We start from the raw sequence: 26,220 nt of genomic DNA on the forward strand, positions 1-26,220 counted from the left end.
GGCACGTGCTTGGGGGTAGCTGAATGGTCGACGCGGGCACTGCGCCCGACCCGGATAATGCGACGACGGGGGTCGCGGTACGGACTGCGCAGACACTGGTCTTCCTGCTCTCGATCGCCTACCTCAGCATTCCCGCCTCCCGGGTGCTCACCACCCAACCGGTGCCGCAGGCCGGGCTGGCCCTGCTGGCCCTGATCGGGGTGGCCCTGCTGCAGTTCCGGCACACCTGGCACGGGCTGCGCGCCCAGCCTCCGCTCACCTGGTCGTGGACCCTGCTGCTGCAGGCGATCCTGTCGTACGCGCCGGCCCCGCTGGCCGGCGACGCCTGGCTGGGGGTGCCGTCCTTCCTGGCCGCCTCACTGCTGATCACCCTGCGTGCGCCACTGTCTTATGTGGCATATCTGGGGGTGGTGGCGGCGGAGATCCCGTTCGCCCTGCTGGTGCACGAGGATCCCAGCGACATCGCGTACGCCACCCTGGGTGTGGCCCTGACCGGGGCGGTGGTCTTCGGCTTCGTCAAGATGGCCACCCTGGTGTGGGAGGTCCACCGGCTGCGGGCCACCCTCGCCCACCGGGCGGTGGACGTCGAGCGGCTGCGCTTCGCCCGCGACCTGCACGATGTGCTCGGGCACCAGCTGTGCGCCATCGCCCTCAAGGGGGAGCTGGCCTCCGCCGTCCTGCGCACCCGGCCGGAGACCGCCGAGCGGGAGATCGCCGAGCTGATCGGCCTGGCCCGGGAGGCCCACCGCGACATCCGGGAGGTGGTGGCCGGCTACCGCACGGTCTCGCTGGCCGGTGAGATGACCGGGGTGACCTCCGTGCTCACCTCCGCCGGCATCCGGTGCGAGGTGGACACCGTGCCCCTGGAGACCCTGCCGCCGGAGACCGCCACCGGTCTGGCCTTCGCCCTGCGGGAGGGGGCCACCAACGTGTTGCGACACAGCACCGCCCGACACTGCTCGATCACCCTGCGGGCGCAGGACGAGGGTCTGCGCCTGCGCATCGTCAACGACGGCGTACCCCCCGGACCCTTCCACGGGGGCGGCAACGGGCTGGAAGGTCTGCGCGAACGCCTGCACGAACTAGACGGGCACCTGAACGCCGGCCCGGTCGGTGCCGGATCTTTCGAACTGGTGGTCTACGTGCCGAGCCCGGTCACGGAGGCAGCAATGGTGGAGGCAACTCGATGATCAGGATCCTGCTGGCGGAGGACATGCACATGGTCCGCGGCGCCCTCGTGGCGCTGTTGTCACTGGAGGCGGACCTCGAAGTGGTGGCGGAGGTGGCCGACGGCACGGCGATCCTGCCGCACGCGCTGACCCACCGCCCCGACGTGGCCGTACTCGACATCGGACTGCCCGGCATCGACGGCCTGGCGGCGGCCGGCGCCCTCAGCCAGCGGTTGCCGACCTGCCGGACGGTCATCCTGACCAGCCACGCCGACTCGGCGAACATCGCCCGGGCGATGCTGACCGGGGTCTCCGGATTCCTGCCCAAGGACGCCCCACCGGCCCGGTTGGCCGATGCGATCCGTCGGGTGCACCGGGGCGAGCGGGTGATCGACTCCGAGATCGTGGTGGCGGCCTTCCACCATGGCCCCAACCCGCTGACCGAACGCGAACGCGACGTCCTGTCCCAGGTCGCCAAGGGCTCCGACGTGTCCGACGTCGCCGCGAAGCTCTATCTGGCACCGGGAACGGTACGCAACTACCTGTCGGCCATCATGTCGAAGATCGGGGCCCGCAACCGGGTGGACGCGATCCGGATCGCCCGCGACCGGGGCTGGATCAGCGCCTGACCTGCCACCGAGGCCACCCTCCCCTGCGGAGGGTGGCCTCGTCGTGTCCGGGAATCGTGGGCCCGGGCATGACACTCGTCATGTACAGGTCGTGTCGATGATGACTGTTTGACGGCGACGGGCGGACGCCACCATGGGTGTGGCCGATCCACCGGAGATCACTCTCCGGGAGGCGGCCCGGTGGCCGCAATCCCGCGCCCACCGGAGCAGCGGACAGTCCAGATGTCCGCTCCTCGCACATCAGCGAGCGCCGGCTCCGCTGGCGCGGTACGAGGAGGATCGTCATGGCCGAAGGGATCTACGTCCTGTCGGACGAGGACCGCCGGAAGTTTGCCAAGATCGTGTCGAGCGCCTGGTCCGACACCGAGTTCGCCGACCGCTACCAGAACAGCCCCTACGAGGTGCTGGCCGAGCACGGCATCGACTACCCGGCCGCGGTGGCCCCGCCGCTGCTGCCCCCGAAGCCGAGCGGTGACCTGAGCATGGAGGCCCTGGAGGCCGTGGCCGCCGGCTCCGCCGAGGGCACCCTGGGCAGCGCCAGCTCCATCAGCACCATCGGCGGCACCGCCTTCACCGCCAGCACCGCCGGCACCTTCGGCGTCGTGGAACCGGTCGAGCCCGGCCTCAGCTGACCAACCCGGCCGGGCGCCCCGCGCAGCCTGCCCGCTGTCCCCCGTCAGCGCCAGGCAGCGCGGGGCGCCCCAGCCGATCGCGTGGAAGGGAGAAACCGATGGCCGCTGTACCGGCGGAACACCGTACCCGCTTTGCTCGGTTGGTCGCCGACGCGTGGTCCGATCCCGCCCTCGCCGATCGATACCAGCTCGACCCCGCTGCCGTACTGGCCGAGTACGGCATCGTGCTCGGTGCCGGCGACGAGATCCCCGACCTGCCGCCCGCACCGGGTGAGATCGCCGTCGAGGACCTCAGCACCAACGCCGGCGCGGCGATGGCCACGATCGGCACCGTCAGCTGCCCGGGCGCCTGTGTCGGGATGAGTGCCTGAGATGACCTCCGGCACCCTTCAGTCGATCACCCCGGCGGCGGGCACGGGATCGCCCGCCGCCGGGCAGGTCCGCCGTGCCCGGGCGGTCGTGGTCACCCGTACGGTCGCGTACGTCTTCACGGTCGCCATGCTCGCCTTCGGCCTGCTGCCCATCGTGACCGCGGTGACCGGCGACCGACCCTGGTGGGTGGTGATCGCCGGGGCGGCCGGCTTCACCGTCGTCGCCACCGCCTTCATCCGGCTCGTCACCCACGCCATGCGTCAGCCGTGGAGCGACCGCAGAGGCCACGACGCGCTGCTGATCACCGGCATCGTGCTGCTGCTGCCGGTACTCGTCGACCGGGACTGGCAGGTGATCGGCTTCCTGGCCCTGGCCGCCGTGGCGGTCACCTTCCGTCCCAGGTACGGCCTGCTCCTGGCCGCCGGGGTGCTTGTCCTGATCACGGTGGAACGGATCCTGCTCGACACCCCGGGCGTCGCCTTCCTGACCGTGCAGGACGTGCTCACCGGCGCCGCGCTGGCCGGCATCATCGTCCTCGTCGCCTTCATCGAGGAACTGTTCGCCGCCCGCGCCGAGGTCGCCCGCCTAGCGGTCGACGCCGAACGGGTGCGCTTCGCCCGCGACCTGCACGACACCCTGGGGCACAACCTCTCCGCGATCGCGCTCAAGAGCGAACTGGCCCTGCGGCTGCTCGATCAACACCCGGTCCGTGCCCGGACGGAACTCAACGACGTGTACGGCATCGCCCGCGAGTCGCTGCGCGACGTCCGCACCGTGGTCAAGGGCTACCGCCGCGACTCCCTGCAACGGGAGTTGGAGGGGGTGCAGTCCGTGCTGGTGGCCGCCGGGGTCCGGTGCGAGGTCGCCACTCTGGCCGCCGCCCTGCCCGCGCCGGTCGAGGAGGTGCTCGCCTGGGCGGTCCGCGAGGGGGCCACCAATCTGCTGCGGCACAGCAGCGCCAGCCGGTGCCGGATCAGCATGACCCGCACCGACACCGAGGTACGCCTGGACGTCGTCAACGACGGCGCGGCCACCCCGGCACCCACCGACGAGATCGGTGGCAGCGGGCTCACCGGCCTGGCCGAGCGGCTCGCCCCGCTGGGCGGCACCCTCACCGCCGAGCACCGCGCCGGCGGCGAATTCGTCCTCACCGTGCTCATCCCCTGCTGAGAACCGAGGAGAATCCATGATCCGCGTGTTGGTGGCTGAGGATCAGAACCTCATCCGTGGTGCGCTGGTGGCCTTGATGTCTCTGGAGAACGACATCACAGTCGTGGCGGAGACCGAGCGCGGTGACACCATCCTGGCCGAGATCGAACAACACCGGCCGGACGTCGCGGTGGTCGACATCGACCTGCCCGGCATGGACGGCATCGTCGCCGCGCAACGCCTCAAGGACGCCGGCTCGCCGGTACGCATCCTGGTGCTGACCAGCGTCGGCACCCCGGGGAACTTCGACCGGGCCATGCAGGCCGGGGTGGCCGGCTTCCTGGTCAAGGACGCCCCGAGCGACCGACTGTGCCGCGCCATCCGGGACGTGCACGCAGGCCGGCGGGTCATCGACATCGAACTGGCCGACAGCAGCTCCGCCTCGACCCCGCCGGTCGAACGGCCCCGCCCCGGCCCGCTGACCCAGCGCGAACGCGGCATCCTGGCCGCCCTGCACGACGGCACCCCGGTACCGGCCCTACGCTCCATCTTCGGGCTGTCGACGGCGACCCTCCAGGCCCACGTCATGGCGGCCGTGTCGAAGACCGGGGCACCCAACCCCCACGAGGCCGCCCGAATGGCGTACGACAACGGCTGGCTCTAGCCTCAGGGCGTTGCGGGCGGGGTGATCGTCCCGGACAGGTACCACCGCCGTCGCTCCGGCTCGAACTTCTCGATCGCGTACCGCAACATCACCCGAGGCATGTCCCGGTGCCACCGGGACAGGAACTCCTCGGCCACCGCCCGGTCCCGGTTGCCCACCTCACGCAGCATCCAACCGACCGCCTTGTGGACGAGGTCGTGCGGGTCACCCAGCAACCGCTCGCTGAGCCGCAGGGTCCACTCGAAGTCGCCGGCCTTGATGAAGGCGAAGGTCGCCATGATCGCCATCCGCCGCTCCCACACCAGCTCGGAGGCGGCCAGCCCGTCGAGGACCCCACGGTCCTTGTCGATCAGCCAGGGTCCGAGGAGGTACGGCGCGCACGAGTCCACCAGGTCCCAGTTGTTGATCCGGTCCGTGTTGGCGAGCACCAGGCGGACGATGGCCTCGCGTTGCTCCTCGTCGCCCCTGGCGAACTTCCGCACCAGGACGAAGATCGCCGTCAGCCGTTCCTCGTGCACCTCGCTACCCAACAGCGTCGCCACCTCGTCGAGGGACAGCTGACGCCAGTACCGGCCGGCCACCTTCCGCTGCTCCGGCACGGTGACACCGATGGCCCGGTCCCCCTCGCCGTACCCACCGGGCACCATCTGGAGATACCGACCAACCCCCGCCGCCCGCCCAGGATCCGCCACCCCCGCAAGCGCCGCCCGAACCTCCCCCACCCCACCCACCCCCGCAACCTACCCCTCCCCGCCCTCCCCCACGCGCCCTCGCCACCCCGCCCCGCGCCCGCCTCGCCCCGTCGATCTTGCACTTTTGGTCGCTGATACGTGGCTTTTGCGGCTTATGCGGCGACAGAAAGTGCAAGATCGACGGGGCGAGGCGGGGGCAGAGAAAAGCCGCGCTGGGTGACCAGGGGTGGTCGGTCAGCCCTTGACGCAGACCACCTGCTTGAGGTGGGCCACCACCTCGACCAGGTCCTCCTGCTGGGCCATCACCTCGGTGATGTCCTTGTACGCCCCGGGGATCTCGTCGACCACCCCGGCGTCCTTGCGGCACTCCACCCCGGAGGTCTGCGCGGCCAGATCCTCCGTGCTGAAGGTCCGCTTGGCCTGGGCGCGCGACATCCGCCGTCCCGCCCCGTGCGAGGCCGAGCAGTACGCCGCCTCGTTGCCCCTGCCCCGCACGATGTACGACCCGGTGCCCATCGATCCGGGGATGATGCCCAGCTCACCGGCGCCGGCCCGGATCGCCCCCTTGCGGGTGACCAGCACCTCCACCCCGTCGTAGCGCTCCTCGGCCACGTAGTTGTGGTGGCAGCTGATCGGCTCGTCGTAGCTGACCTGCCCGAACCGGTCCCGCACCAGGTTCATCAGCATGGCCAGCATGACCGCCCGGTTGCGCCGGGCGTACTCCTGGGCCCACCACAGGTCCCGGCGGTAGGCCGCCATCTCCGGGGTACCGGTGAGGAAGACCGCCAGATCCCGGTCGGGCAGGTCGGCGTTGTGCGGCAGCCGTCGGGCCACCGCCATGTGCCGCTCGGCCAGCTCCTTGCCGATGTTGCGGGAGCCGGAGTGCAGCATCAGCCACACCCGCCCCGGATCGGTGCCGCCGGACTCCAGGCAGACCTCGATGAAGTGGTTGCCGCCGCCGAGGGTGCCCAACTGCCGGTGGGCCCGCGTCTCCAGCTGGGCCACCCGGCGGTCCAGGTCGGCGAAGCGCTGCCAGAAGTCGGTCCAGCCGCGCTGCTCCAGACCCCGGACACGGCGCGGGTCGACCGGCTCGTCCCGCTGGGCGAACCCCACCGGAATGGCCTCCTCGATGGTCCGACGCAGCCCGGAGAGGTCGTCCGGCAGGTCGGCGGCGGTCAGCGAGGTGCGTACCGCCGACATGCCGCAGCCGATGTCCACCCCGACGGCCGCCGGCGACACGGCCTGCCGCATCGCGATCACCGAACCGACCGTGGCGCCCTTGCCGAAGTGCACATCCGGCATCACCGCGACCCCCTGCACCCAGGGCAGTCCCCCGATGTTGCGCAGTTGCCGGGCCGCCTGCGCCTCGATCCCGTACGGATCCGTCCAGACCCGCACCGGTGCCCGGGTCCCCGCAAGCAGGCTGAACCCCATGATGCCCTCTCCTCGTCAACGCCGATCATGCACTTCCGGTCGCCGATACGTCACTTCTGCGGCTTGTACCCCGACAGAAAGTGCAAGACGCGGAATGCGTGGGGTGAGGGTAGGGAGTGGGGGGTTACGGGGGCAACGGGGTTTGGGGTCAGGGGCGGTGGGGGGTGGGGGTGTCTTCGGTGATGCGGTCGAGGTGGGCGGCGAGTTCGTCGGTGAGCAGAAGGTCACTGCGGATCTCACCGTGCGGGTAGCCGGCCCGACCGACCATGTGGGCGGCCACCGGGGCGGTGGCCAACTGGAAGACCCCGATCAGCACCAGGGTGGTGATGTCGACCCCGGTACGCAGCCGCAGCCCGCAGCCGAGCAGCACCAGCAGCAGCCCGAGAACCTGCGGCTTGGCCGCGGCGTGCATCCGGGTGAGCAGGTCGGGGAAGCGCACCAGGGCCACCCCGGCGGCGAGACTGAGCAGGGCACCGCTGATCAGGCAGACCGCGGCGACGATGTCGAGTACGGCGTCGAGGCTCATTTGCCGTTTCTCCCTGCCGCGAAGCGGGCGACGCTGACCGATCCGACGAACCCGAGCACCGCCAGCACCACCAGCACCGGCAGCGCGGTGGCGTCCCGGCTGTAGGCGGCCTCGGTGGCGATGGCCGCGACGATGATGGCCAGCAGCACGTCGGTGGCCACGGCCCGGTCCAGGATCGACGGACCACGGATGATGCGGGTGAGGGTGAGCCCGCCGGCCACGGCGAGCAGCGCGGTGACGGTCACGGCGACGATGGTCATGCCGCTACCCCTTCCAGATCCAGTGGCGGCGGTGGGTTCTCCCGGATGCGACGCTGTTCCTCCGGTGAGCCGATCGCGGCGATGATGCGCTCCTCCAGCTCCAGCACCCCACGCCGGAACTTCTCCACCTCGGCCAGGCTGTCGAGGTTGATGACGTGGATGAACAGGGTGCCGCTGGCGCGGTCGGCCTCCAGGATCAGGCTACCCGGCACCAGGGACAGGGCCTCCGCGGTGAGGGTGAGGTTGAGGTCGGTGTTCACCCGCAGCTGCACCGCGATGATGGCGCTGTGCGGCACATGCCCCGGACGCATCGCCATCCAGGCGATCTGCACGGAGGCCACCACGAGGTCGCTGAAGAACCGGACCAGGAACCGGAGGGCGCCGAGGGGGTGGATGCGCCCCGCGAAGGTCACCGGCGGCAGCGGGAAGACCGCCAGCAGCACGGCGGCCACCACCAGCCCACTGATCACGGTCGCCCAGGAGGGCGTACCCCAGAGCAGCACCCAGACCACCACCAGGAAGATCACCGCGGTGATCCGGTTGCGGCGTCGGGCGGCCGGGGTCAGGGGTGGGTTGGGCGGCTCGGTCGGATCCGCCGGGGTCATCGAGTCGGGTTTCACGGCGCACCTCCCGGGAAGACGGCCTCGACGTACGGGGTGCGTTGCAGCAGATCGTTCGCGGCGTCCGTGCTCAGGTCGAACAGCGGACCGGCCACCACCGACAGCACCAGGCCGAAGACCACCAGGGCCACCGTCGGCGCGATCATCAGCCGGGGCAGCACGGCACCGGTCTGCCCGGCCGCCAGGGGCTGCTGCGGCTGCACCGCTCCCTCGGTGCGGGCCGCCTGCTCCGCGTCATCGGCCGCCGGCATGTCCGGGTGGGGTGCCCGCCAGAAGGCCAGGTTCCACACCCGGGCCACCGCGTACAGGGTCAGCAGGCTGGTGACCAGGCCACCGGCGACCAGAATCCAGGCCAGGGCACCCCCGTCGTCGATGCCGGCCTGGACCAGGCCGAGCTTGCCGAGGAACCCGGAGAAGGGTGGGATGCCGGCGAGGTTCAACGCCGGTACGAAGAACAGCACCGCGAGGATCGGCGACAGGCGGGCCAGGCCGCCCAGCCGGTCCATGGCGGTGGTGCCACCTCTTCGTTCGACCAGTCCGGCGGCGAGGAACAGGGTGGTCTGGATGGTGATGTGGTGCACCACGTAGAAGATCGCCGCGGACAGCCCCAGGGCCGAGGTGAGCCCCACCCCGAAGAGCATGTAACCGATGTGGCTGATCAGGGTGAAGGACAGCAACCGTTTGATGTCGGACTGGGCCACCGCGCCCAGGATGCCGACCACCATGGTCAACACGGCCGTCACCAGCAGCAGGGTCGCGGTCCGTCCGCCGGGGAACAGCAGGGTCTCGGTACGGATGATGGCGTACACACCGACCTTGGTCAGCAGGCCGGCGAAGACCGCGGTGACCGGGGCGGGGGCGGTGGGATAACTGTCCGGCAACCAGGCCGACAGCGGGAACACCGCGGCCTTGATGCCGAACGCCAGCAGCAGCATGCCCTGGAGCACCAACCGGATGTCGTCCGGAAGGGCGTCCAGCCGGTCGACGAGCTGGGCCAGGTTCAGGGTGCCGGTCGAGGCGTACACCAGACCGATGGCGACCAGGAAGATCACCGAGGAGAGCAGGCTGACCACGACGTAGGTGGTGCCGGCCCGGATCCGGGTCTCGGTGCTACCCAGGGTCAGCAGCACGTAGCTGGCCACCAGCAGGATCTCGAAGCCGACATAGAGGTTGAACAGGTCGCCGGAGAGGAAGGCGTTGCAGACGCCGGCGGTCAGCACCAGATAGGTGGGGTGGTAGACCGACAGCGGAGTCTCCTCGTCGCCGTCGGCCATACCCTGCCCGATGGAGTACACCAGCACGCACAGGGTCACCGCGGCGGAGACCACCAGCATCAGGGCGGCGAGCTGGTCGGCCACCAGCACGATGCCCAGCGGGGCGACCCAGCCACCGACCTCCACCACCAGGGGCCCGTGCAGGCTGGACTGCACCAGCAGGGTCGCGGCCACCGCGACCGTGGCGGCGAGCACGGTGAGGCTGACCCACCGCTGGGCACGGGGCCGGCCGAGCAGCAGCAGGGTGAGGGCCGCGCCGAGCAGTGGCATCACCACCGGCAGCGGAACGAGGTAGGTCATCCGGCCCGCCCTCCCTTCGCCGTGGCGGACAGCCGCCGATCGTCCTCAGTCGGTGTTTCCTCGTCGTCGTCACCATCGACGTCGTCGTCGGGGACCTCGTCGCGGTCCGCGAGGTCCATGATCCGGCGGTCCTCGACGTCGTCCTGCACCTCGTCATGCCCGTTGAGGTGCCAACTGCGGTACGCCAGGGCGAGCAGGAAGGCGGTCATGCCTAGGGTGATCACGATGGCGGTGAGGATCATCGCCTGCGGCAGCGGATCACTCATCTCCTCCTGGGGGGTGCTGCCGACGATCGGCGGGCCTCCGGCCCGCCCACCGGTGAGCAGCAGCATGTTCGCGCCGTTGCCGAGCAGGATGACACCCATCAGCACCCGGGTGAGGCTGCGTTCCAGCAGCAGCGTCACACCGGCGGCGACGAGCACGCCGACCACGATGACGTAGGTGAGGTTGGGGCTCACACCAGCTCCTTTTCCCGTACCTCGTCGCCCTCGGTCTCGTGTTGGCGGTCCATCTCGGCGCCGAGGCTGCGCAGGATGTCCAGTACCAGGCCGACGACGATCAGGAAGACCCCGACGTCGAAGAAGGCCGACGTGACGAAGTGAATGTGACCCAGCACCGGCAGGTGGAAGTCCAGCAGGGCGCTCTGCAGGAACTCCCCGCCCAGCAGCACCGCGGCCAGGCCGGTGCCGACGGCCACGAACAGACCGGCGCCCAGCACCACACCGGCGTCGACCGGGGCGGCGCCGTTGAGCTCGGTACGACCACCGGCCAGGTACCGCACGGCCAGGGCCAGACCCGCCACCAGACCGGCGGCGAAGCCGCCACCGGGGGCGTTGTGGCCACTGAACAGCAGGTAGATCGAGAACAGCAGAATGGCGTGGAACAGCAGCCGGGTGATCACCTGAAGGATGACCGACTGGGACCGGGCGGTGGCGCCGGTGGTCAACCAGCGGGGCCGGTTGTACTCCGTCGGGCCCCCGCCGGGGATGTCGCCACGGCGGACCAGGTCGCGGGCATGGCGGAAGATCAGGCTGGCCACCCCGGTGGCGGCCACCACCAGGACGGCGATCTCACCCATGGTGTCCCAGGCCCGGATGTCGACCAGGGTCACGTTGACGACGTTCTTGCCGCCGCCGTAGGCCACCGCCTCGTCGGGGAAGTCGACCGAGATCGGGACGGCCTGCCGGGCCCCGGCCGCGACGTAGGCCATGCCGGCGGTGACGGCGCCGACGGCCACCCCGATCGCCACCCGACCCCGTCGGCTGGAACGGATCGGGCGTTCGGAGAACTTGGCCGGCAGTCGGCGCAGGACCAGCACGAACATCACGATCGTGACGGTCTCCACCAGGAACTGGGTCAACGCCAGGTCGGGGGCCCCGTGCAGGATGAACATCAGGGCGATGCCGTAGCCGGCCACCCCGACCAGGATCATCGCGGTGAGCCGACGCAGGGCGCGGGCGGCCATCACGGCGGCGATCACCACCATGGCGGCGGCGACTCCCTGCAAGGGGGTGTCCCACAGATGGAAGCGCTGTGGCCAGGGGCTGCCGGCCAGCAGCGCACCACCCGGCAACACGACCATCACCACCAGGATGACCCCGAGGTAGAACGGCAGCGAACCACGCTGGGTCCTACCGGTCAGCTCGACCGCCAGCCGGTCGATGGCGTTGATGCACTTCTTGTACGCCACCGCCCCGTCGAACGGCAGCCGCAGGGTGGCCCGGAACCGCTCCCGGCGCATCAGGGCGAACAGTCCGACACCCCCGGCCACCGCCAGCGCGGACAGGCCCAGGGCCGGGGTCAGGCCGTGCCACAGGGCCAGGTGGTAGCCGGGCTCTGCGGACCGGTAGAGATCGGCGTACGGGGCCAGCAGGCGATCGACCGCCGGGGCCAGCACACCGACGGCCACCCCGGCCAGGGCCAGCACGGCGGCCGGGGTGAGGATCGCCCAGGACACCGGCCGGACCGTGGTGGCCTTGATCCCGGGCTTGTCGGCGAAGGCCCCCCACAGGTAGCGCAGGGTGTACGCCACCGTCAGCACGGAACCGAAGATCACACCGGCGAGTACCACCAGGTCGGCGGTGCCGCCGTGCAGCAGCGCCTCGACCGCGGCCTCTTTGGCGACGAAACCGGCCATCGGCGGCAGACCGGCCATGGAGGCCGCGGCCAGCCCGGCCACCACGGCCAGGGCGGGGGCCCGACGCCCTACACCGCTGAGTTCCCGCAGGTCACGGGTGCCGGTGGCGTGGTCGATGACCCCGACGGTGAGGAACAGGGTGGCTTTGAACAGGGCGTGGGCCAGCACCATGGCCACCCCGGCCAGGGCGGTGTCCCGGGTGCCGGCACCCAGGATCACCATCAGCAGGCCGAGTTGGCTGACCGTGCCGTACGCCAGCAGCAGCTTGAGGTCGACCTGCCGCAGCGCCGACCAGCCGCCGAAGAACATCGTGATCAGACCGCCGACGAGCAGCACCGGCCGCCACGGGGTGGCATCTCCGACGGCGGGGCCCATCAGGGCTACCAGGAAGACGCCCGCTTTGACCATGGCCGCGGCGTGCAGGTACGCGCTGACCGGGGTGGGGGCCGCCATCGCCCCCGGCAACCAGAAGCTGAACGGGAAGATCGCCGACTTGCTCAACGCCCCCAGCAGGACCAGCACCAGGGCGGTGGCCAGGTAACCGCCGGCGGGCAGGTTCTGGGACACCTCGGACCAGCGGTAGCTGCCGGCGTGCTGACCCAGCATCACGAACCCGGCGAGCATCGCCAGGCCACCCAGGGTGGTCACCAGCAGGGCCTGCATGGCGGCTCGCCGGCTGGTCCGCTTGGCCGGGTCGTAGCCGATCAGCAGGTAGGAGAAGACCGTCGTCAGCTCCCAGAACACGTACAGCAGCAGCAGGTCGTCGGAGACGACCAGGCCGAGCATCGCACCGGCGAAGGCCACGAACACCGCCGCGAAGCGACCCAGGCCGGGGTCGTCGGAGCGGAAGTAGCGGGCGCTGTACGCCAGCACCAGCGCACCCACCCCGCCGACCAGCACCAGCATCAGCCAGGACAGGGTGCCCATTCGTAGCGCGAGTTCCAGGCCCAGCTGCGGCACCCAGGTCACCGTCTCGACCACTGGCTCGCCGGAGCGGACCCCGCCGGTCTGCGTCAGCGCCCACGCCAGCGTCGCTCCAGGGACCAACGCGACCACGTAGAGGGCGTGCCGTCCCCAGAGTCGCACCAGCGCCGGGGCGATCACGGCTGTCAGCGCATGGACCGCCACCAGAACCAGCACGCACCCTCCTCGGGAGATCATCAGTCGGTGCAACGACCCTATCCGGTAAGGACCGCTGTCTGCATCTGCCGTGATTTGGATCAAAGGTGTGTCCGGCGACAGAGCACTCAGAACGTCCGCCGAGTTCACCGGTCGCAACCGTTGGAACCGGGCCGGAAAACACCGGGGATCGGCGCGTCCGGTTCGGTCAAAAACGTTCGTTCAGTCCTTCAACGCCCGACGTCCCCGCCCGTCGTCGCGATCGATGCGCAACTCCCGCTCCAACTCCACGATCAGGGTGCGCAGATCGTCCAGGCGTTGACTGATCGCGATGCGGTCCACTTCGTCGGGCACCCCGTCGCCGTCGGAGTCGTAGCCGGGGGCCAGCCCTTCGGTCATCTCCAGCCGACGCGCCTCCTCCATGGAGTTGACGAAGACGGCGATCAGGATGTTCAGCAGCAGGTTCACCGTGATCACCACGAAGCTGCCGTAGTAGAGCACCGTCCACGGGGAGACCTCCATGCCCTGTTCTATGAGGTCCGGCAGGGTCTCCAGGGACAGCAGCACGAACAGGGTCAGCAGCGACCGTCCGATGTCCCCGTACTGCTCCGGATAGACCTTGCCGAAGATCAGCCAGCCGGCCATCCCGTAGACGTAGAGGGTCACCACGGCCAGGGCGAAGAAGCCGCCGATGCCCGGCAGACTGCGCCACAGGGCCGCGACGATCGTGCGCAGGCCGGGCGAGAACCGCACCAGCCGCACCATTCGCAACACCCGTACGACCCGCAACAGCGCCGAGTCGCCGTGCAGGCCCGGCAGGAAGATCGCCACGATCACCAGGAAATCGAAGACGTTCCAACCCTGGCGGAAGAAGTCCTGTGGTCGGCGCCCGTAGGCCAGCACCCGGATGACGATCTCGATGACAAAAATCACTCGGAAGATCCACTCGACCGCGTGCAGGGCCGTGCCGGCCGCACCCAGATCGGGATAGGTCTCCAGCCCCAGGACCACCCCGTTGGCCAGGATCACCGCGACGATCGCGAGTTCGAACGGGCGGGAGGCGGAGATCCGGGCACAGGCCTCGAACAGCCCAGGCCGTGACGAGTCGACCGGCCCGCGGCGCGGGGCCGGCACCTGCGCACCGTTCACCGGGTCACTGACCTCGGCATGAGCGCTGGGGCCGGCCGCGCCAGCCACCGTGCGTCACCCAGGTATCGACGTACGGCAGTCATGACCGACAGCCTACGGGGCGACGCCGGGCGTCATCATCCGCCCAGTCGTCGGACCATGTTCATCACGGTTTCCACCTGGGCGCCGCCCTTGATGGGGTAGTTCGTCGCCCCCAGGTAGCCCCACCAGTCCCAGCAGCCGTTCGGGTTGGCGGTGGCGGTGACGGCCTGCGGGTACAGCACGATCATCGCGTTGGTGTCGGCGTACTGGTTGAGGTTGGCCCGGTCCACGAAGGCCGTACCGACCCGGCTGCGCCCCTGCAGGCAGCCGTGCAGGGCGACCATCAGGCGGCAGGTCGCGCCGGCCGCGCAGGAGGCCGGAACGTAGGCGAACCCCTCGGAGTCCATGCTCAGGGCGGTGGCCCGGCCGCCCGGGGCGAAGGTGTGCTGGCTGAACCGGATCAGGGTGCCGCCCAGGGGGCCGGTGTTCGGCGGCTGCACCGTGCCGAACAGCTTGCGCAGCAAGGAGTTCTGCGGGTCGGTGCCGCAGTTGTTGAGGAACGGTGCGGCCGTGCCCGTGCAGCCCACCGTCCCGTACGGGGTGACCCAGCCGTGCCCGGCGGAGGAGGTGTTGTCGTACTGCACGTTGGCGCCGAAGTGCTGCTGGTAGCGGACCAGGTCGTCGCTGACCGACCGCTTGACGGTGCTGTCGGAGCGACCGTGGAAGACGTAGACCGGTTCCCCGGACAGCCCGCTGACCGGGTCGATCCAGCCGTAGCCGGCCCAGGTGCGGGTGTAGGTCTGCAGGGCGCTCAGGTAGGTCGGGTAGAGGTTGTCGCCGCAGCCGTACAGGGCCTGGGCCACATTGTTCTGGGCGCAGTAGTACGGGCCGGCGGCGAACAGCGCCGCTCCCCTGATCCGCTGCGAGTAGGCGACCTGGAGCTGGGTGGCCAGGTAGGCCCCGGAGGAGACCCCGGCGACGTACACCCCGGAGATCCGGTACGACGACAGGGTCCCGGCCACCGGGGTCTTGGTGTGCACAGTGGCGGCATGCGCCGGTGCCGTGGGGGTGATCAGCGCTACCGCGACGGCTCCGGCGAGCAGCCGCAGGACGGATTTCAGCATGACGCTCTCCCTGGGGCCGGTGAGCGCCGGCGAGGACGTCGGCGTACGGCGACGCTAGCGTGATCCAGGTCACCGGCGACATGAGCGCGGCCCACACCCGAGCGGGTCGCGCTGTGGTGCCGGGCGCTGCCCTGCGGGCGGTCAGTCGGCGGAGGAGCGGGCGACCGGCAGGTCGAAGTAGGTGTCCGGCCAGGGTTCGTCGCCGTAGCGGTAGTGCCACCACTCCCGGTCGTAGCCGACGAACCCGCCCTCGGTCATCAACCGCCGCAGCAGCCGCCGGTTCTCCCGGGCGGTGGCGCTGACCCCGGTGGCGTCGATGTGCGCCAGCGGGTCGAAGCAGTCGAACCCGGTGCCCATGTCGACACTGTTGTCCCCGAAGCGTTCCGGCACGGGGGCCGCGCAGGCCACCAGTGGTTGGCCGGCGACGTAGGGGGCCTGCGCGGGCGGGGGCAGGCCGACCAGGGTCAGGTCCACCGTGCTGCCCCGGCTGTGCGCGGTCGGCGCACCCAGATAGCCCTGGTCGAACAGGTCCGACTTGGCCACCCGGGGATAGAACTCGGCCTTCATCCGCTGATCGTCCGGGCGACCGGCCCAGGTCAGGAACTCCTCGGCCGCGGACTGCGGGCGGTAGCAGTCGTACACCTTGAGGGTGTGGCCGGTGGCCAGGGCGGCGTCCTGCACCCGGCGCAGCGCCTCGGCGGCCGGGGCGGTGAGCAGGCACACCGGCTCGGCATATCCGGTGACCGGCCGACCGATGAAGTTGTGCGGCCCGGCGTACCTGATGTCCGTCAGGATCCGGGGGTCGGCCTCGGAGAGCAGGACGAAGTCCGGACCGGTCGTGCTTGTCGCGGAGGGGGTGGGGGTCGGGGAGGGTTGGGGTGCGGGCGTCCGACGGCCGCACCCGGCCGCCGCTACCAGGCCCACCGTCAGCCCGACCAGCAGCACCGCTGCCGTCCGACCCGGCCGCCGCCCGGGTCGGTGCCGGGCGGCGGGGCGGTGCTCGGCCATCCGCCGGTCAGCCGCGGGAGGTCGGGGCACGCCGGTCGGCACGCAGCCGCCGCCGCACGATCAAGCCAGCGACCAGGACGGTCAACCCCACGGCCAGGAGCAGGTACGAGCCGGAGCGGAGCCGGTCGGCCAGCGGATGCCCACCGGCGGTCTCGCCACCGGAGGCACCACCGGGCAGCGCCTGGGGCGGCACCGTGCTCGGTGCCGCGGAGGCCGTGGTGGCGCCGGGGGGCACCAGCACCCCGACCGAGGCGTCACGGGGCAGGGCGAAACCCCAGTCGAGCAGCTCGGCCCCCTGCTCCCAGGCCCGCTTGTCGATCACGTCCGCGCCGAGCAGGGTGACCACCAGACGGCGTCCGTTGCGTTCGGCGGCACCGACATAGGTGTGCCGGGCCAGGTCGGTGTAGCCGGTCTTGCCGCCCAGCGCGCCCGGGTAGCGGTAGAGCAGTTGGTTGTCGTTGTCGATGGTGAAGCCCTTGGCGCGGTGTCCCGGCTGGGCCGGGATGTCCGCCTCCCGGGTGGCCACGTACCGGCGGAAGTGCTCGTCGGCGAAGCAGGCCCGGGCGATCAACGCCAGGTCGTACGCGCTGGTGAACTGCCCCGGACCGTCCAGTCCGGAGGGTGTCGCGGCATGGGTCTGGTACGCCCCGAGCCGCCGGGCCTGCTCGTTCATCTCCCGCAGGCCGCCGGCCATCCCGTCCGCGCCCCCACCCAGGCGGGCCAGGGCGTTGGCCACTTCGTTGCCGGAACGCAGCAGCAGCCCCAGCCAGAGGGTGTCCACGCGGTACCGGCCACCCGCCACCAGTCCCACCGCCGAACTGCCCGGCTCGATGTCCAGGTCGCCCGCGGTGATGGTGACGACCTCGGCCGGATCCAGTCGGGGCAGCATGGTCGCGGCCAGCAGCAACTTCTGCACACTCGCCGGAGTGGCGTACTCGTGCGGCCCACAACCACCCAACACCTGCCCGGTGTCCAGATCGGCCACCACCCAGGAGGTGGCGGCCACCTTCGGTGGCGCCGACACCTGCGGCGGGGCGACGAGTCCGGCGGTCGCCAACCGGGCGCCCCCGACCGCTCGGGCCACCGGATCCGGTGCCGGTGTCGCCGAGGGTGTCGGGCCGGGCGCGGGTGGCGCCGGTCGTGGGCACGGCACGGGTGCCGCCGCGGTGGCACCCGTGGTAGGCACCAGTGGTGATGTCATGAGCGCCGCGGTCACCGCCACGGCCAGGCCGGAGACTCTCACAGCCCTTGACACTATCGGGTGAATTCCGGCCAGTCCGGCGAATCGACCAGCACGGACCTCCCGCCGGCCCTCGACCCGGCGTGGGTCACCGACGGCGGGCGCTGCCTCGCATCCGCCATACGAGAACCACGGCTAGCACGATCAGAACCGCTCCCACGGCCAACGGCACGTACCGGCCCCCGCCGGGGGTGTCGTCCAGCCCTGCCGAGGTGGTCACCTGCGCCGGCGGCAGGTCCTGGCTGGGTGGGGTGGGGGTCGGGGTCGGTTCGGCCTCCCACTCCCCCGGGTCGACCAGGCGACCCACCGTCGCCTCGGGCGGCAGGCCGAATCCCCAGTCGAGCAGGGCCGCACCCTGTTCCCAGCCCCGCAGCGGCTGGGGCTCGGCACCGAGCAGGGTGACCACCAGCCGACGTCCGTCGCGCTCGGCGGCACCGACATAGGTGTGCCGGGCGTAGTCCGTGAAGCCGGTCTTGCCGCCCAGGGCACCCGGATAGCGGTAGATCAACTGGTTGTTGTTCTGGATCTGGAAACCCTTGGCGCCCAGGGCCTTCTGCGCCGGGATCCGGGCCCGCTCGGTGCGCACGTACCTGTTGAAGGTGGGATCGGCGAAGCAGGCCCGGGCGATCAGCGCCAGGTCGTACGCGCTGGTGAACTGTCCCGGACCGTCCAGTCCGGAGGCGGTGACCGCGTGGGTCTGCAGGGCACCCAGATGGCGGGCGTACTCGTTCATGGCCCGCACCCCACCGGCCACCCCCTCCGGCCCGCCGCCGAGGCGGGCCAGGGCGTTGGCCGCCTCGTTGCCGGACTGCAGCAGCAGCCCCAGCCAGAGGGTCTCCACCCGGTACCGGCCACCGGGCAGCAACCCGACCGCGGAACTGCCCGGGGCGATGTCCAGGTCCTCGCGGGTCACCGTGGCCACCTGGGTCGGGTCCAGTCGGGGCAGCATGGTCGCGGCCAGCAGCAGCTTCTGCACACTCGCCGGGGTGGCGTACTCGTGCGGCCCACAACCACCCAGCACCTGCCCGGTGTCCAGATCGGCCACCAGCCAGGAGGTGGCGGTCACCTTCGGTGGCGGCGGCGCCTGCGGCGGCACGACCAGCCCCGGGGTCGCCAGGGCCTCGCCGCCGACCACCCGATGCTGCGCCACCGTGGGTGGTGGCGTCGGTCGCGGCGACCGCACCACCTTGGGTGCCTTCGCCTTCGGGCAGGGCGGCACGGCAGGAACGGCACTCTCAGTGGCCGCCGCAGCACCTGGAGTCACCGGAGCGACGAGGGTCGCGAGGACGACGAAGACGGTCACCAGCGCCCTGAGCTTCATGAACACGCAGACTAACGGCCAGCCGGCGCCCAGCACCCGGGGCGGTGCGGCATCGGCGCGCAGTCACCCCGCGAGACCGTTGAACTGATAGATCCCCCCTGCCGTATTCACCGGCGAACCACAGTCACCCCGGACCTGCGGCGGGAGCGCTCCCGACACACGTCCGGTCCCACCCGGAGCACGACACGCAGGCGGGCCGACCGCCGTCGTCGTACCGCCCCCGGGCCCCACACGTCGCATCAGCCGGCGGGCGACCTTCGTCGACCCCTCCGGCCGGTCAATCATGAGGAGAGACGCATGGTCAGGCGTACGCTACGGCACCACAAGCACGCGGCCTTGAAGGTCGGCGGGGTCGGCCTGCTCGCGGTGACCCTGCTCGGAGCCGGTCTGACGCTGGCCTCGGCCGATGACAGCGCCAGGACCGCCGCGCAGACGGCGAACTGCCCGACGGTACGGGACAAGCTCGGTTCCGTGCCCGCCGCTGCGGCCGCCGGAGTCGAACAGGAACTGGCCAACCTCGACAAGCAGATCGAGGAGGCCAACGCCCGTCTCACCCAGCAGGCCGCCAACCCTCAGGGCGGCGCCAACTTCATCTCCAACGCCATCCTCGGCCCCCTGGCCAGCAAGCGGGTGGCCGCCCTCGACCGCATCGGCATCAACATCAACCGGGTGGGTGGACAGCGCCCCGACCTGGCCAGCCTGGCCACCTGCGGCCTGAACCCCCCGGGCACCCCCAGCGCCCTCAACGGCAACGCGGGCAACGGCAACGCGGGCAACGGTAATGCCGGCAACGGTGGAGTCGGGGTCGCCCAGAAGGTGAGCTGCCCGAGCGTCGGCGACCGGCTGCCTGCCGTACCCGCTCAGGCCGTCGCCGAGGTCCAACGCGAGCTGGCCAACCTGGACAAGCAGATCGCCGAGGCCGACGCCCGGCTGGCGCAGTTGGCGGTCCGGCCGGAGGGTGGCCCGAACTTCGTGCGCAACGCCGTGGTCGGCCCGCTGGAGGACCGGCGGGTGGCCGCCATCAACCGGATCGCCACCGCGATCGGCCGGGTCAACGGCAACCGGCCGGGTGACCTGGTCAACCTGGCCCGCCCCTGCGTGGTTCGCTGATCCCGACAAACCCGAACGGCCCGGGGTGACGCCGTCACCCCGGGCCGCACCCGTTCCACCCCAGGTTCACTCCACCTCGGACCGCGCTCACTCCACCTCAGGCTCGGCACCTCACCCCCGGACCGCGCTCACTTCACCCCGGGCCGTTGGCCTTGGTCCTACCGGTCGACCGGCGACCGCGCACACCGGGATCACCTCATGTGGGGTGGCTCAGGTGCTCGGGTAGTCGGCGCAGCCAGCGGCGCTGCCACGGGGTCTCCACCGCTTTGGGGCGATAGGCGGCCCGGACCCAGGTGACCGCCTGTTCGGCGGGCAGCCCGTCGAGGATCGCCAACGCCGCCAGGGCAGTGCCGGTACGCCCGGTGCCGCCCCGGCAGGCCACCTCCACCCGCTGGCCGGCGTATCCGCGCCGCAGCGCCTCCCGCAACGCCGCCAGGGCGTCGGCCCGGTCCGTCGGCACCCAGAAGTCCGGCCAGCGCACCCGCCGGTGCGCCCAGGCCGGGGCCGGCCCGGGGGCCAGCAGCAGACTGAAGTCGGCCGGGGAGGCGGGATCGGCGATCCGTCGCCCGCGTACCCGCACCCCGCCGGGCAACTCGACCACCCCGACCTCGTCCGCCCAGCCCGGTCCACCCTCCATCGCCCCAGTCTGCCGCACCGGCAGCTCCCACGGAGGCCCGCCGGGCCGGGGCTGTGGCAGTGGGGCTGTTGAGCACCCGGCGTGTCGGACAGCTCCACTGCCACAGCTGCCAAGGGCCGAGGGCCGGTCAGCGGGGTGGTTCCCGGTCCAGTCGGTGGTCCTGGGCCCAGGCGCTGCGGTAGATGGTGCCGCGTCCCTGCGGGTCGGGGACGCTGGCCGGTTCCGCGTCGGTCAGCCCGGCCCCGCTGTCGTTGGACCGCAGGCCACCGGACCGGCGGGAGCGGCGCAGCCGGGTCACCACGAACCACCCCAACCCGAGTACGCAGGCGACGATGACCAGGTTCTGGAGGATGCCGGCGTACGACTCGACCAGGTGCCAGTTGTCCCCGAGCAGGTATCCGGCCAGCACGAAGGTGGTGTTCCAGATCAGGCTGCCCAGGGTGGTGTAGACCACGAAGGTGAGCAGCGGCATCCGCTCCACACCGGCCGGGATGGAGATCATGCTCCGGAAGATCGGGATCATCCGGCCGAAGAAGACCGCCTTGACCCCGTGTCGGAGGAACCACTCCTCGGTGCGGTCGATGTCGCTGAGCTTCACCAGGGGCAGCTTGGCGGCGATCGCGCGGACCCGCTCCCGGCCCAGCTTGGCGCCGATCCAGTAGAGGGCCAGCGCCCCCAGCACGGAGCCGAGGGTGGTCCAGAAGATCGCGCCGACCACGCTCATCCGGCCCTGGGCCGCGACGAACCCGGCCAGCGGCAGGATCACCTCGCTGGGAATGGGTGGGAACAGGTTCTCCAGCGCCACGGCCAGGCCGGCGCCCGGTCCGCCCAGGCGCTCCACCAGGTCGGTGACGAAGCCGACCAGCCCGTCCTCGGGCGGCGCGGACTGACTGACGACGCCGACAGGGGACGCGGCACGCGGAATGTGAATCACCTGTACCACCCTACGAACCATCGCGGGATGGCGCTGTGTGGGTATCGACTCGGCATGAGGGGAGAACCTAGGGTGGGCGACAGTGGAGAATCAACTCGGCCGTGACCGCCTGCGGCTCGCGGTGGCCCAACCCCGGTGTCGGGCGTACGACATCGGGGCCAACGTGGCCGCTCACGCGGCCCTGGTCGAGGCGGCGGCGGCCCGGGTGGTGGTTTTTCCGGAGCTGTCCCTGACCGGATATGAGCTGGACGCTGCCCCGGTCGATCCGGCTGATCCCCGGCTGGCTCCCCTGGTGGAGGCCTGCGCGGCGGCCGGGTCACTGGCCCTGGTCGGCGCACCGGTGGCCGGGGACCACATCGCCCTGGTCGCGGTGGACGGCACCGGGGCCCGGGTGGCGTACCGCAAGATGTGGCTCGGTGGGTACGAGCCCCGCCGGTTCCTGCCCGGTGCGGAGCCGGTGGTGCTGACCGTGGACGGCTGGCGGCTGGGGCTGGCGATCTGCAAGGACACCGGGGTGGCCGAACACGCCGCCCGTACCTGTGCCCTGGGGGTGGACGTCTACCTGGCCGCCGTGCTGGAGTCGGCGGCCGATGTGGCCGTACCCGACGAGCGGGCCCTGCGCACGGCCACCACCCACGGGGTGCATGTGGCGGTGGCCAGCTTCGCCGGACCGACCGGCGGCGGTTACCGGGAGACGGCGGGCCGGTCGGCGGTGTGGGCCCCGGACGGTACGGTGCTGGCCCGGGCCGGCGGCGACCCCGGTGAGTACGCCCTGGCGATCCTGACCTGACCTGGGTCAGTCGTCGCGGGGCAGGGTGTCCTCGACCCGGTCGAGCAGGTCGTCCATGCGGTCGGCGAAGTCGCCCGGGATCCGGCCCCGGTCGGATTCCTTCTCCAGGCGCTCCCGCAGGTCCTCGATCCGCTTCTGCCGATCCTCGGCCTTGCCGGCGGCGAGCTTGGCCAGGTCCTTGCGGAGCCGGTCGGCCACCTTGCGGTCGAGACCGTCGGTGAGCTGCGCCTCGGTGAGCAGGGCGATGAACTCGGTGGCGAACTCCCGCAGGCTGACCGGGTCGGGGGGTGCCTGCGACGGGCTGGGGCGCTTCGTCGCGGGCGCGGCCGAGGTGGGGGCGGTGGCCGGGGCACTGGCCGGCGCAGCCGCGGGGGCCGGATCGTCGGCCCCGTCGGGGACCAGCAACACACCCAGCCCCACCAGGACGACCAGGGCGGCGGCCACCACCCCGACCGGAGGGCGGCGGCGTGGGCCGGGGATTGCCGGTGTGGGGCCGCCGGACCGGTCCACGGGGGACAGTGGCCCAGGGGTCGGGCGGGCGGACCAGGGCTCGGTCGCCTGCTGGGGGTAGCGCCCCGCGTGGTTGTGCTGTTCCGGGTCGGGACGGTCGACCAGGGTCGGTGGATGACCCGCTGCTCCCGCCGGGGCGGTGGTCGGCTCGTCGTGGCCGGGGATGATCGGCAGCACGGCCGTGGTGGGGCCGGCTGCGCTCGCGGCGGCGGTGTGCCATCGGGCGGCGAGTTGCCCGGCCGTGGGTCGCCGCCCGGGTTCCGGGTCCAGGCAGGCCAGCACCAGGGCGGCGGAGTCGGCCGGCAGCCCGGCCACCCGCAGCGGCGGCACCGGACGCCGGTTGGCGTGCACCACCAGGGCGTCCTCCCAGCTGCTCACCGGCAGCGGCACCGCACCGGTGAGGGCGCGGTAGAGCAGGACCCCCAGGGCGTACACGTCGCTGGCCGGATCCGGTGCGGCGGCCCGCAGCCGCTCGGGGGCGGTGTACGCGGGGGTGCCCATCATGGGTTCACCGACGGTCCCGGCGGCGGACGGCGGCCCGGCCAGGGCGGCGATGCCGAAGTCCAGCACCTTGGCGCCGGTGTCGGTGAGCATGACGTTCGCGGGTTTGATGTCGCGGTGCACCACCCCGATCCGGTGGGCGGCGGCCAGGGCGGCGGCGACCTGGGCGGCCATCCGCAGGGCCGCCGGCCAGGCCAGCGGCCCCTCGGCCAGCCGGTCGGCCAGGTTGCGCCCCTCGACCAGTTCCATCACCAGGTACGGCACGACCCGCCCGTCCAGGGCGGCCTCACCGTAGTCGTACACCTGGGTGACGTGGGGGTGGGCCAGCCGGGCCGCGGCGCGGGCCTCGCGGCGGATGGCGGCCCGCAGATCGGGGTCGGCGGCGAAGCCGGCGGCCAGCACCTTAACCGCCACCGGGCGGCCGAGGACTTCGTCCTCGGCACGCCACACCTCGGACATGCCGCCGAGGCCGATGCGCTCACGCACCACGTACCGGTCGTGCAGGCGCAGGTGGGGGGTGAAGGAGGACATCAGCGCCCAGTCTGCCTGGTCGGTCGGTGCGCGCACCACCCGGCGGTGCGGGTGGTGCGCGGGCCGGGCCGTAGGTGTCTGCGGTGTCGGTCGCTACCGGGTGCAGTACGGGGTGGCGGTCCGCGGGGCGGGCTGGATCTGGTCGGCCAGTCGCCGCAGGGTCACGGCGGCGAGGTGGCGGACACCGTTCAGGCGCGGGGTACGCGGCGGATCGGGAATGATCGGCGCGTCCGGCCGAGCGGAATTGACGTGTCGGGTGACCGCGTCGATGGCGAAGACGAAGCCGGTGGGCTGTTCCATGGTCAACTCCTCGGGGCGGGTCCGGTGCTGGTCCGGACGACGAGCGTGGTGGGCAGCAGGATCTGGTGTGCGTCGGGGTCCACGGGCGGGTCTAGCAGGAGTTCCGCCGCGCGACGCCCCTTCTCCACGCCGGGTTGGCGCACGGTGGTCAGGCCGGCGGGCGCGGCCTCGGCGATGTCGTCGAAGCCGGTGACCGAGAGGTGTCGGCCGGCATCGCGCAGGGTGTCGAGGGCGCCTAGGGCGAGCACGTCGGCGCAGGCCAGCACGGCGGTGATCGGCTCGGGCAGGGCATCCGGCGCGCGCACGGCGGCGGCACCGGCGGGGCGGCTGTTGTCGGCCGCCGAGAGGATCGTCAGGTGCGGCCAGTCGACCCCGACGGCCGCCAGGGCGTCGGCGAAACCGGCCAGGCGTTCCCGGGTGGTGGGGTGCGGCACCTCGGCCACCTCGCGGACCCGGACCCGCCCGGGCGCGGCGTCCGGCAGCACGCTGTCGGCCAGCAGGGCGATCCGCCGATGGCCGAGCCCGGTCAGATGTTCGGCCACCGACCGGGCGGCGGCCCGCTCGTCGATGCCCACCCACCGGTCCTCCGCCCGGGGGCGGGCCGAGGTCGTGACGAAGGGCAGTCCACGGTCACGGATCGTGTCGACGATCTCCCCCTCCTCGTCGCCGCCGCAGTAGACGCAGAACCCGTCGACGGCGGCGTTCTCCACGGCCTTGCGGGCACCGGCCGCGTCGGCGGGCAGCGGCACCAGCAGCAGGCTGCTGTCGTGCCGCTCGGCCGCCTGCGCCACGCCGGTGAGGAACTGCGTGGCGAAGGGATCGGTGAAGGCGTAGGACAGCCGGGAGGTGAACAGCACCCCGATGGCGCCGACGTAGCCGCGGCGCAGTGACCGGGCGGTCGGGTCCGGGCCGGCGTAGCCCATCTCCCGGGCCGTGTCGAGGATGCGTTGCCGCAGTTCCCTGGAGAGCTGGTCCGGGCGGCTGTAGGCATTCGACACGGTGCTGCGGGAGACACCGACCGCCTCGGCCACCGCGCGCAGGGTGGGTTTCACCGGCCCCTCCCTTCTGGATCGATTCAGACTGGATCGATCCAGAGACTAGCCGCACCAACCGACGGATGTCAATCGAATGACGGAAAGTGACGGTGGGGCAGCGACCGATCAGTCGTCCGCGAACTCCGCGATGATCCCTTCCAGGATCTCCGGGGTACGCTCCGGCGGCTCGGCCTCCACACAGAGGCGCTCCATGGCCACCGCGTAGAAGTCCAGGTCTTCCCGCTTGTCCAGGTAGAGCGCGCTGGTCAACTGTTCGATGTAGACGATGTCGGGCAGGTCCTGGTCGCCGAAACGCAGAATGGTGAAGGCGCCCCCGGCGGCGGCATGTCCACCGGCGGCGAAGGGCACGACCTGCAACCGGACGTTAGGGGTACGGGTCGCCTCCAGCATCGCCTGCAACTGACCCCGCATCACCTTCGGCCCGCCGATCGGCCGGCGCAGCGCGGCCTCGTCGACCACCGCCCACAGCCGGGGCGGACGCGGTCGACGCAGCAACTCCTGACGGTGCATCCGCAGGTCCACCCGGCGCTCGATCTCCGCCGGATCGGCCTGGCCGTGGCCGAGTCGCACCACGGCGCGGGCGTACTCCCGGGTCTGCAACAGCCCCGGGACGAACTGGACCTCGTAGCTGCGGATGAGCGCCGCCGCCGCCTCCAGGCCGAGATACGACTGGAACCACGAGGGCAGCACGTCACCGTACCGGTGCCACCACCCTGGGTTGTTGGCGTCCCGGGCCAGTTTGAGCAGGGCGGCGCGTTCCTTCTCGTCGGTGACCCCGTAGAGGGTCAGCAGGTCGGCGACGTCGCGCTCCTTGAAGCCGACCCGGCCCAGCTCCATCCGACTGATCTTCGACTCGGATGAGCGGATCTCCCAGCCGGCGCTCTCCCGGCTGACCCCGCACGACTCCCGCAGCCGCCGCAGCTGTGCGCCCAGCAGCATCCGCAACACGGTCGGGCCTACCGCCGCGCCCTCCTCGGCGGAAACCATGGTCACCTGCCGCCCTCCGCATGCC

Annotated in this window: 27 protein-coding genes; 8 read left to right on the top strand and 19 right to left on the bottom strand. The window is 71.6% G+C overall.

What is annotated here, in order from left to right; translation table 11 throughout:
* Nucleotides 1-23: 23 nt before the first annotated feature.
* From ACGFIK_RS12155 to ACGFIK_RS12180, 6 genes are all read left to right on the top strand, one after another.
* Nucleotides 24-1,190, top strand: a complete 1,167-nt coding sequence (locus ACGFIK_RS12155) for a histidine kinase (RefSeq protein WP_357527969.1) — start codon at nt 24-26, stop codon at nt 1,188-1,190.
* Nucleotides 1,187-1,798 (top strand): response regulator transcription factor, encoded by a 612-nt coding sequence (locus tag ACGFIK_RS12160; RefSeq protein WP_327026053.1) that lies wholly within the window; start codon nt 1,187-1,189, stop codon nt 1,796-1,798. The genes ACGFIK_RS12155 and ACGFIK_RS12160 overlap by 4 nt, the downstream gene beginning before the upstream one ends.
* Before the next feature lie 284 nt (nt 1,799-2,082).
* Nucleotides 2,083-2,430: a TIGR04351 family putative TOMM peptide gene (locus ACGFIK_RS12165; RefSeq protein WP_327026054.1), complete on the top strand. Its 348-nt coding sequence runs from the start codon at nt 2,083-2,085 to the stop codon at nt 2,428-2,430.
* Between the two features lie 98 nt (nt 2,431-2,528).
* Nucleotides 2,529-2,801, top strand: a complete 273-nt coding sequence (locus tag ACGFIK_RS12170) for a TIGR04351 family putative TOMM peptide (RefSeq protein ID WP_327026055.1) — start codon at nt 2,529-2,531, stop codon at nt 2,799-2,801.
* Nucleotide 2,802: 1 nt separating this feature from the next.
* Nucleotides 2,803-3,972 (top strand): histidine kinase, encoded by a 1,170-nt coding sequence (locus tag ACGFIK_RS12175; RefSeq protein ID WP_327026056.1) that lies wholly within the window; start codon nt 2,803-2,805, stop codon nt 3,970-3,972.
* Between the two features lie 16 nt (nt 3,973-3,988).
* Nucleotides 3,989-4,615 carry a response regulator transcription factor gene (locus ACGFIK_RS12180; protein WP_327026057.1) on the top strand — a complete coding sequence of 209 codons (627 nt, stop codon included), beginning with the start codon at nt 3,989-3,991 and terminating at the stop codon, nt 4,613-4,615.
* A gap of 2 nt (nt 4,616-4,617) precedes the next feature.
* Here ACGFIK_RS12180 and ACGFIK_RS12185 read toward each other — a convergent pair whose 3' ends face one another.
* The 13 genes from ACGFIK_RS12185 to ACGFIK_RS12245 form a co-directional block, all read right to left on the bottom strand.
* Nucleotides 4,618-5,337, bottom strand: coding sequence for a DNA alkylation repair protein (locus ACGFIK_RS12185; RefSeq protein WP_327026058.1), 720 nt, complete (start codon nt 5,335-5,337; stop codon nt 4,618-4,620).
* Nucleotides 5,338-5,541: 204 nt separating this feature from the next.
* A complete protein-coding gene (locus ACGFIK_RS12190) occupies nt 5,542-6,741 on the bottom strand; it encodes an RtcB family protein (RefSeq protein WP_327026059.1) in 1,200 nt (399 codons plus the stop codon).
* A gap of 148 nt (nt 6,742-6,889) precedes the next feature.
* A complete protein-coding gene (gene mnhG, locus ACGFIK_RS12195; protein ID WP_327026060.1) occupies nt 6,890-7,267 on the bottom strand; it encodes a monovalent cation/H(+) antiporter subunit G in 378 nt (125 codons plus the stop codon).
* Complete coding sequence (locus ACGFIK_RS12200) at nt 7,264-7,527, bottom strand: monovalent cation/H+ antiporter complex subunit F (protein ID WP_327026062.1); 264 nt, start codon at nt 7,525-7,527, stop codon at nt 7,264-7,266. Before ACGFIK_RS12200 ends, mnhG begins: the two co-directional genes overlap by 4 nt.
* On the bottom strand, nt 7,524-8,147 hold the full coding sequence (locus ACGFIK_RS12205) for a Na+/H+ antiporter subunit E (protein WP_327026064.1): 624 nt from the start codon (nt 8,145-8,147) through the stop codon (nt 7,524-7,526). The genes ACGFIK_RS12200 and ACGFIK_RS12205 overlap by 4 nt, the downstream gene beginning before the upstream one ends.
* The gene (locus ACGFIK_RS12210) at nt 8,144-9,721 is read right to left on the bottom strand and encodes a Na+/H+ antiporter subunit D (protein WP_327026066.1); all 1,578 of its coding nucleotides are present in this window, start codon (nt 9,719-9,721) and stop codon (nt 8,144-8,146) included. The genes ACGFIK_RS12205 and ACGFIK_RS12210 overlap by 4 nt, the downstream gene beginning before the upstream one ends.
* On the bottom strand, nt 9,718-10,179 hold the full coding sequence (locus tag ACGFIK_RS12215) for a Na(+)/H(+) antiporter subunit C (RefSeq protein ID WP_327026067.1): 462 nt from the start codon (nt 10,177-10,179) through the stop codon (nt 9,718-9,720). The genes ACGFIK_RS12210 and ACGFIK_RS12215 overlap by 4 nt, the downstream gene beginning before the upstream one ends.
* A complete protein-coding gene (locus tag ACGFIK_RS12220; RefSeq protein WP_393339144.1) occupies nt 10,176-12,998 on the bottom strand; it encodes a Na+/H+ antiporter subunit A in 2,823 nt (940 codons plus the stop codon). The genes ACGFIK_RS12215 and ACGFIK_RS12220 overlap by 4 nt, the downstream gene beginning before the upstream one ends.
* Before the next feature lie 201 nt (nt 12,999-13,199).
* On the bottom strand, nt 13,200-14,174 hold the full coding sequence (locus ACGFIK_RS12225; protein WP_393339147.1) for an ion transporter: 975 nt from the start codon (nt 14,172-14,174) through the stop codon (nt 13,200-13,202).
* Between the two features lie 68 nt (nt 14,175-14,242).
* Nucleotides 14,243-15,271, bottom strand: coding sequence for a poly(3-hydroxybutyrate) depolymerase (locus ACGFIK_RS12230; protein WP_393339150.1), 1,029 nt, complete (start codon nt 15,269-15,271; stop codon nt 14,243-14,245).
* Nucleotides 15,272-15,412: 141 nt separating this feature from the next.
* Nucleotides 15,413-16,279: a M15 family metallopeptidase gene (locus ACGFIK_RS12235; protein ID WP_393339153.1), complete on the bottom strand. Its 867-nt coding sequence runs from the start codon at nt 16,277-16,279 to the stop codon at nt 15,413-15,415.
* Nucleotides 16,280-16,286: 7 nt separating this feature from the next.
* Nucleotides 16,287-17,480 carry a D-alanyl-D-alanine carboxypeptidase gene (locus ACGFIK_RS12240; protein WP_357528312.1) on the bottom strand — a complete coding sequence of 398 codons (1,194 nt, stop codon included), beginning with the start codon at nt 17,478-17,480 and terminating at the stop codon, nt 16,287-16,289.
* Nucleotides 17,481-17,607: 127 nt separating this feature from the next.
* Nucleotides 17,608-18,840: a serine hydrolase gene (locus ACGFIK_RS12245; RefSeq protein WP_327026072.1), complete on the bottom strand. Its 1,233-nt coding sequence runs from the start codon at nt 18,838-18,840 to the stop codon at nt 17,608-17,610.
* Nucleotides 18,841-19,137: 297 nt separating this feature from the next.
* Between ACGFIK_RS12245 and ACGFIK_RS12250 the strand changes: the two genes are divergently transcribed.
* Nucleotides 19,138-19,950, top strand: coding sequence for a hypothetical protein (locus ACGFIK_RS12250; RefSeq protein WP_327026073.1), 813 nt, complete (start codon nt 19,138-19,140; stop codon nt 19,948-19,950).
* Between the two features lie 196 nt (nt 19,951-20,146).
* Here the strand turns inward: ACGFIK_RS12250 and ACGFIK_RS12255 are convergent, their stop codons facing one another.
* The gene (locus ACGFIK_RS12255; RefSeq protein ID WP_327026074.1) at nt 20,147-20,587 is read right to left on the bottom strand and encodes a protein-tyrosine phosphatase family protein; all 441 of its coding nucleotides are present in this window, start codon (nt 20,585-20,587) and stop codon (nt 20,147-20,149) included.
* 127 nt (nt 20,588-20,714) lie between these two features.
* A complete protein-coding gene (locus tag ACGFIK_RS12260) occupies nt 20,715-21,521 on the bottom strand; it encodes a DedA family protein (RefSeq protein WP_327026075.1) in 807 nt (268 codons plus the stop codon).
* A gap of 82 nt (nt 21,522-21,603) precedes the next feature.
* On the opposite strand from ACGFIK_RS12260, the gene ACGFIK_RS12265 reads away from it, so the two are divergent.
* Nucleotides 21,604-22,311 carry a carbon-nitrogen hydrolase family protein gene (locus ACGFIK_RS12265; protein WP_393339156.1) on the top strand — a complete coding sequence of 236 codons (708 nt, stop codon included), beginning with the start codon at nt 21,604-21,606 and terminating at the stop codon, nt 22,309-22,311.
* A gap of 6 nt (nt 22,312-22,317) precedes the next feature.
* Here the strand turns inward: ACGFIK_RS12265 and ACGFIK_RS12270 are convergent, their stop codons facing one another.
* The 4 genes from ACGFIK_RS12270 to ACGFIK_RS12285 all read right to left on the bottom strand — a co-directional run bounded on the left by ACGFIK_RS12270 (nt 22,318) and on the right by ACGFIK_RS12285 (nt 26,147).
* Nucleotides 22,318-23,889, bottom strand: a complete 1,572-nt coding sequence (locus tag ACGFIK_RS12270) for a protein kinase (protein WP_393339159.1) — start codon at nt 23,887-23,889, stop codon at nt 22,318-22,320.
* A 57-nt stretch (nt 23,890-23,946) separates the two neighbouring features.
* Entirely contained in the window at nt 23,947-24,153 is a 207-nt protein-coding gene (locus tag ACGFIK_RS12275) for a hypothetical protein (RefSeq protein WP_393339162.1), read from the bottom strand.
* Nucleotides 24,154-24,155: 2 nt separating this feature from the next.
* On the bottom strand, nt 24,156-25,205 hold the full coding sequence (locus tag ACGFIK_RS12280) for a LacI family DNA-binding transcriptional regulator (protein WP_393339166.1): 1,050 nt from the start codon (nt 25,203-25,205) through the stop codon (nt 24,156-24,158).
* Nucleotides 25,206-25,313: 108 nt separating this feature from the next.
* Nucleotides 25,314-26,147, bottom strand: coding sequence for a helix-turn-helix domain-containing protein (locus tag ACGFIK_RS12285; protein ID WP_393339471.1), 834 nt, complete (start codon nt 26,145-26,147; stop codon nt 25,314-25,316).
* Nucleotides 26,148-26,220: the final 73 nt, after the last annotated feature.

It is taken from the genome of Micromonospora sp. NPDC048871, assembly GCF_043198155.1.
Lineage (GTDB): Bacteria > Actinomycetota > Actinomycetes > Mycobacteriales > Micromonosporaceae > Micromonospora.

Bases quoted from the DNA above. Each gene is read 5' to 3' on its own strand.
- ACGFIK_RS12155 (WP_357527969.1), top strand. From the start codon at position 24: ATGGTCGACGCGGGCACTGCGCCCGACCCGGATAATGCGACGACGGGG.
- ACGFIK_RS12160 (WP_327026053.1), top strand. From the start codon at position 1,187: ATGATCAGGATCCTGCTGGCGGAGGACATGCACATGGTCCGCGGCGCC.
- ACGFIK_RS12165 (WP_327026054.1), top strand. From the start codon at position 2,083: ATGGCCGAAGGGATCTACGTCCTGTCGGACGAGGACCGCCGGAAGTTT.
- ACGFIK_RS12170 (WP_327026055.1), top strand. From the start codon at position 2,529: ATGGCCGCTGTACCGGCGGAACACCGTACCCGCTTTGCTCGGTTGGTC.
- ACGFIK_RS12175 (WP_327026056.1), top strand. From the start codon at position 2,803: ATGACCTCCGGCACCCTTCAGTCGATCACCCCGGCGGCGGGCACGGGA.
- ACGFIK_RS12180 (WP_327026057.1), top strand. From the start codon at position 3,989: ATGATCCGCGTGTTGGTGGCTGAGGATCAGAACCTCATCCGTGGTGCG.
- ACGFIK_RS12190 (WP_327026059.1), bottom strand. From the start codon at position 6,741: ATGGGGTTCAGCCTGCTTGCGGGGACCCGGGCACCGGTGCGGGTCTGG.
- mnhG (WP_327026060.1), bottom strand. From the start codon at position 7,267: ATGAGCCTCGACGCCGTACTCGACATCGTCGCCGCGGTCTGCCTGATC.
- ACGFIK_RS12200 (WP_327026062.1), bottom strand. From the start codon at position 7,527: ATGACCATCGTCGCCGTGACCGTCACCGCGCTGCTCGCCGTGGCCGGC.
- ACGFIK_RS12210 (WP_327026066.1), bottom strand. From the start codon at position 9,721: ATGACCTACCTCGTTCCGCTGCCGGTGGTGATGCCACTGCTCGGCGCG.
- ACGFIK_RS12230 (WP_393339150.1), bottom strand. From the start codon at position 15,271: ATGCTGAAATCCGTCCTGCGGCTGCTCGCCGGAGCCGTCGCGGTAGCG.
- ACGFIK_RS12235 (WP_393339153.1), bottom strand. From the start codon at position 16,279: ATGGCCGAGCACCGCCCCGCCGCCCGGCACCGACCCGGGCGGCGGCCG.
- ACGFIK_RS12240 (WP_357528312.1), bottom strand. From the start codon at position 17,480: ATGACATCACCACTGGTGCCTACCACGGGTGCCACCGCGGCGGCACCC.
- ACGFIK_RS12245 (WP_327026072.1), bottom strand. From the start codon at position 18,840: ATGAAGCTCAGGGCGCTGGTGACCGTCTTCGTCGTCCTCGCGACCCTC.
- ACGFIK_RS12250 (WP_327026073.1), top strand. From the start codon at position 19,138: ATGGTCAGGCGTACGCTACGGCACCACAAGCACGCGGCCTTGAAGGTC.
- ACGFIK_RS12255 (WP_327026074.1), bottom strand. From the start codon at position 20,587: ATGGAGGGTGGACCGGGCTGGGCGGACGAGGTCGGGGTGGTCGAGTTG.
- ACGFIK_RS12275 (WP_393339162.1), bottom strand. From the start codon at position 24,153: ATGGAACAGCCCACCGGCTTCGTCTTCGCCATCGACGCGGTCACCCGA.
- ACGFIK_RS12285 (WP_393339471.1), bottom strand. From the start codon at position 26,147: ATGCTGCTGGGCGCACAGCTGCGGCGGCTGCGGGAGTCGTGCGGGGTC.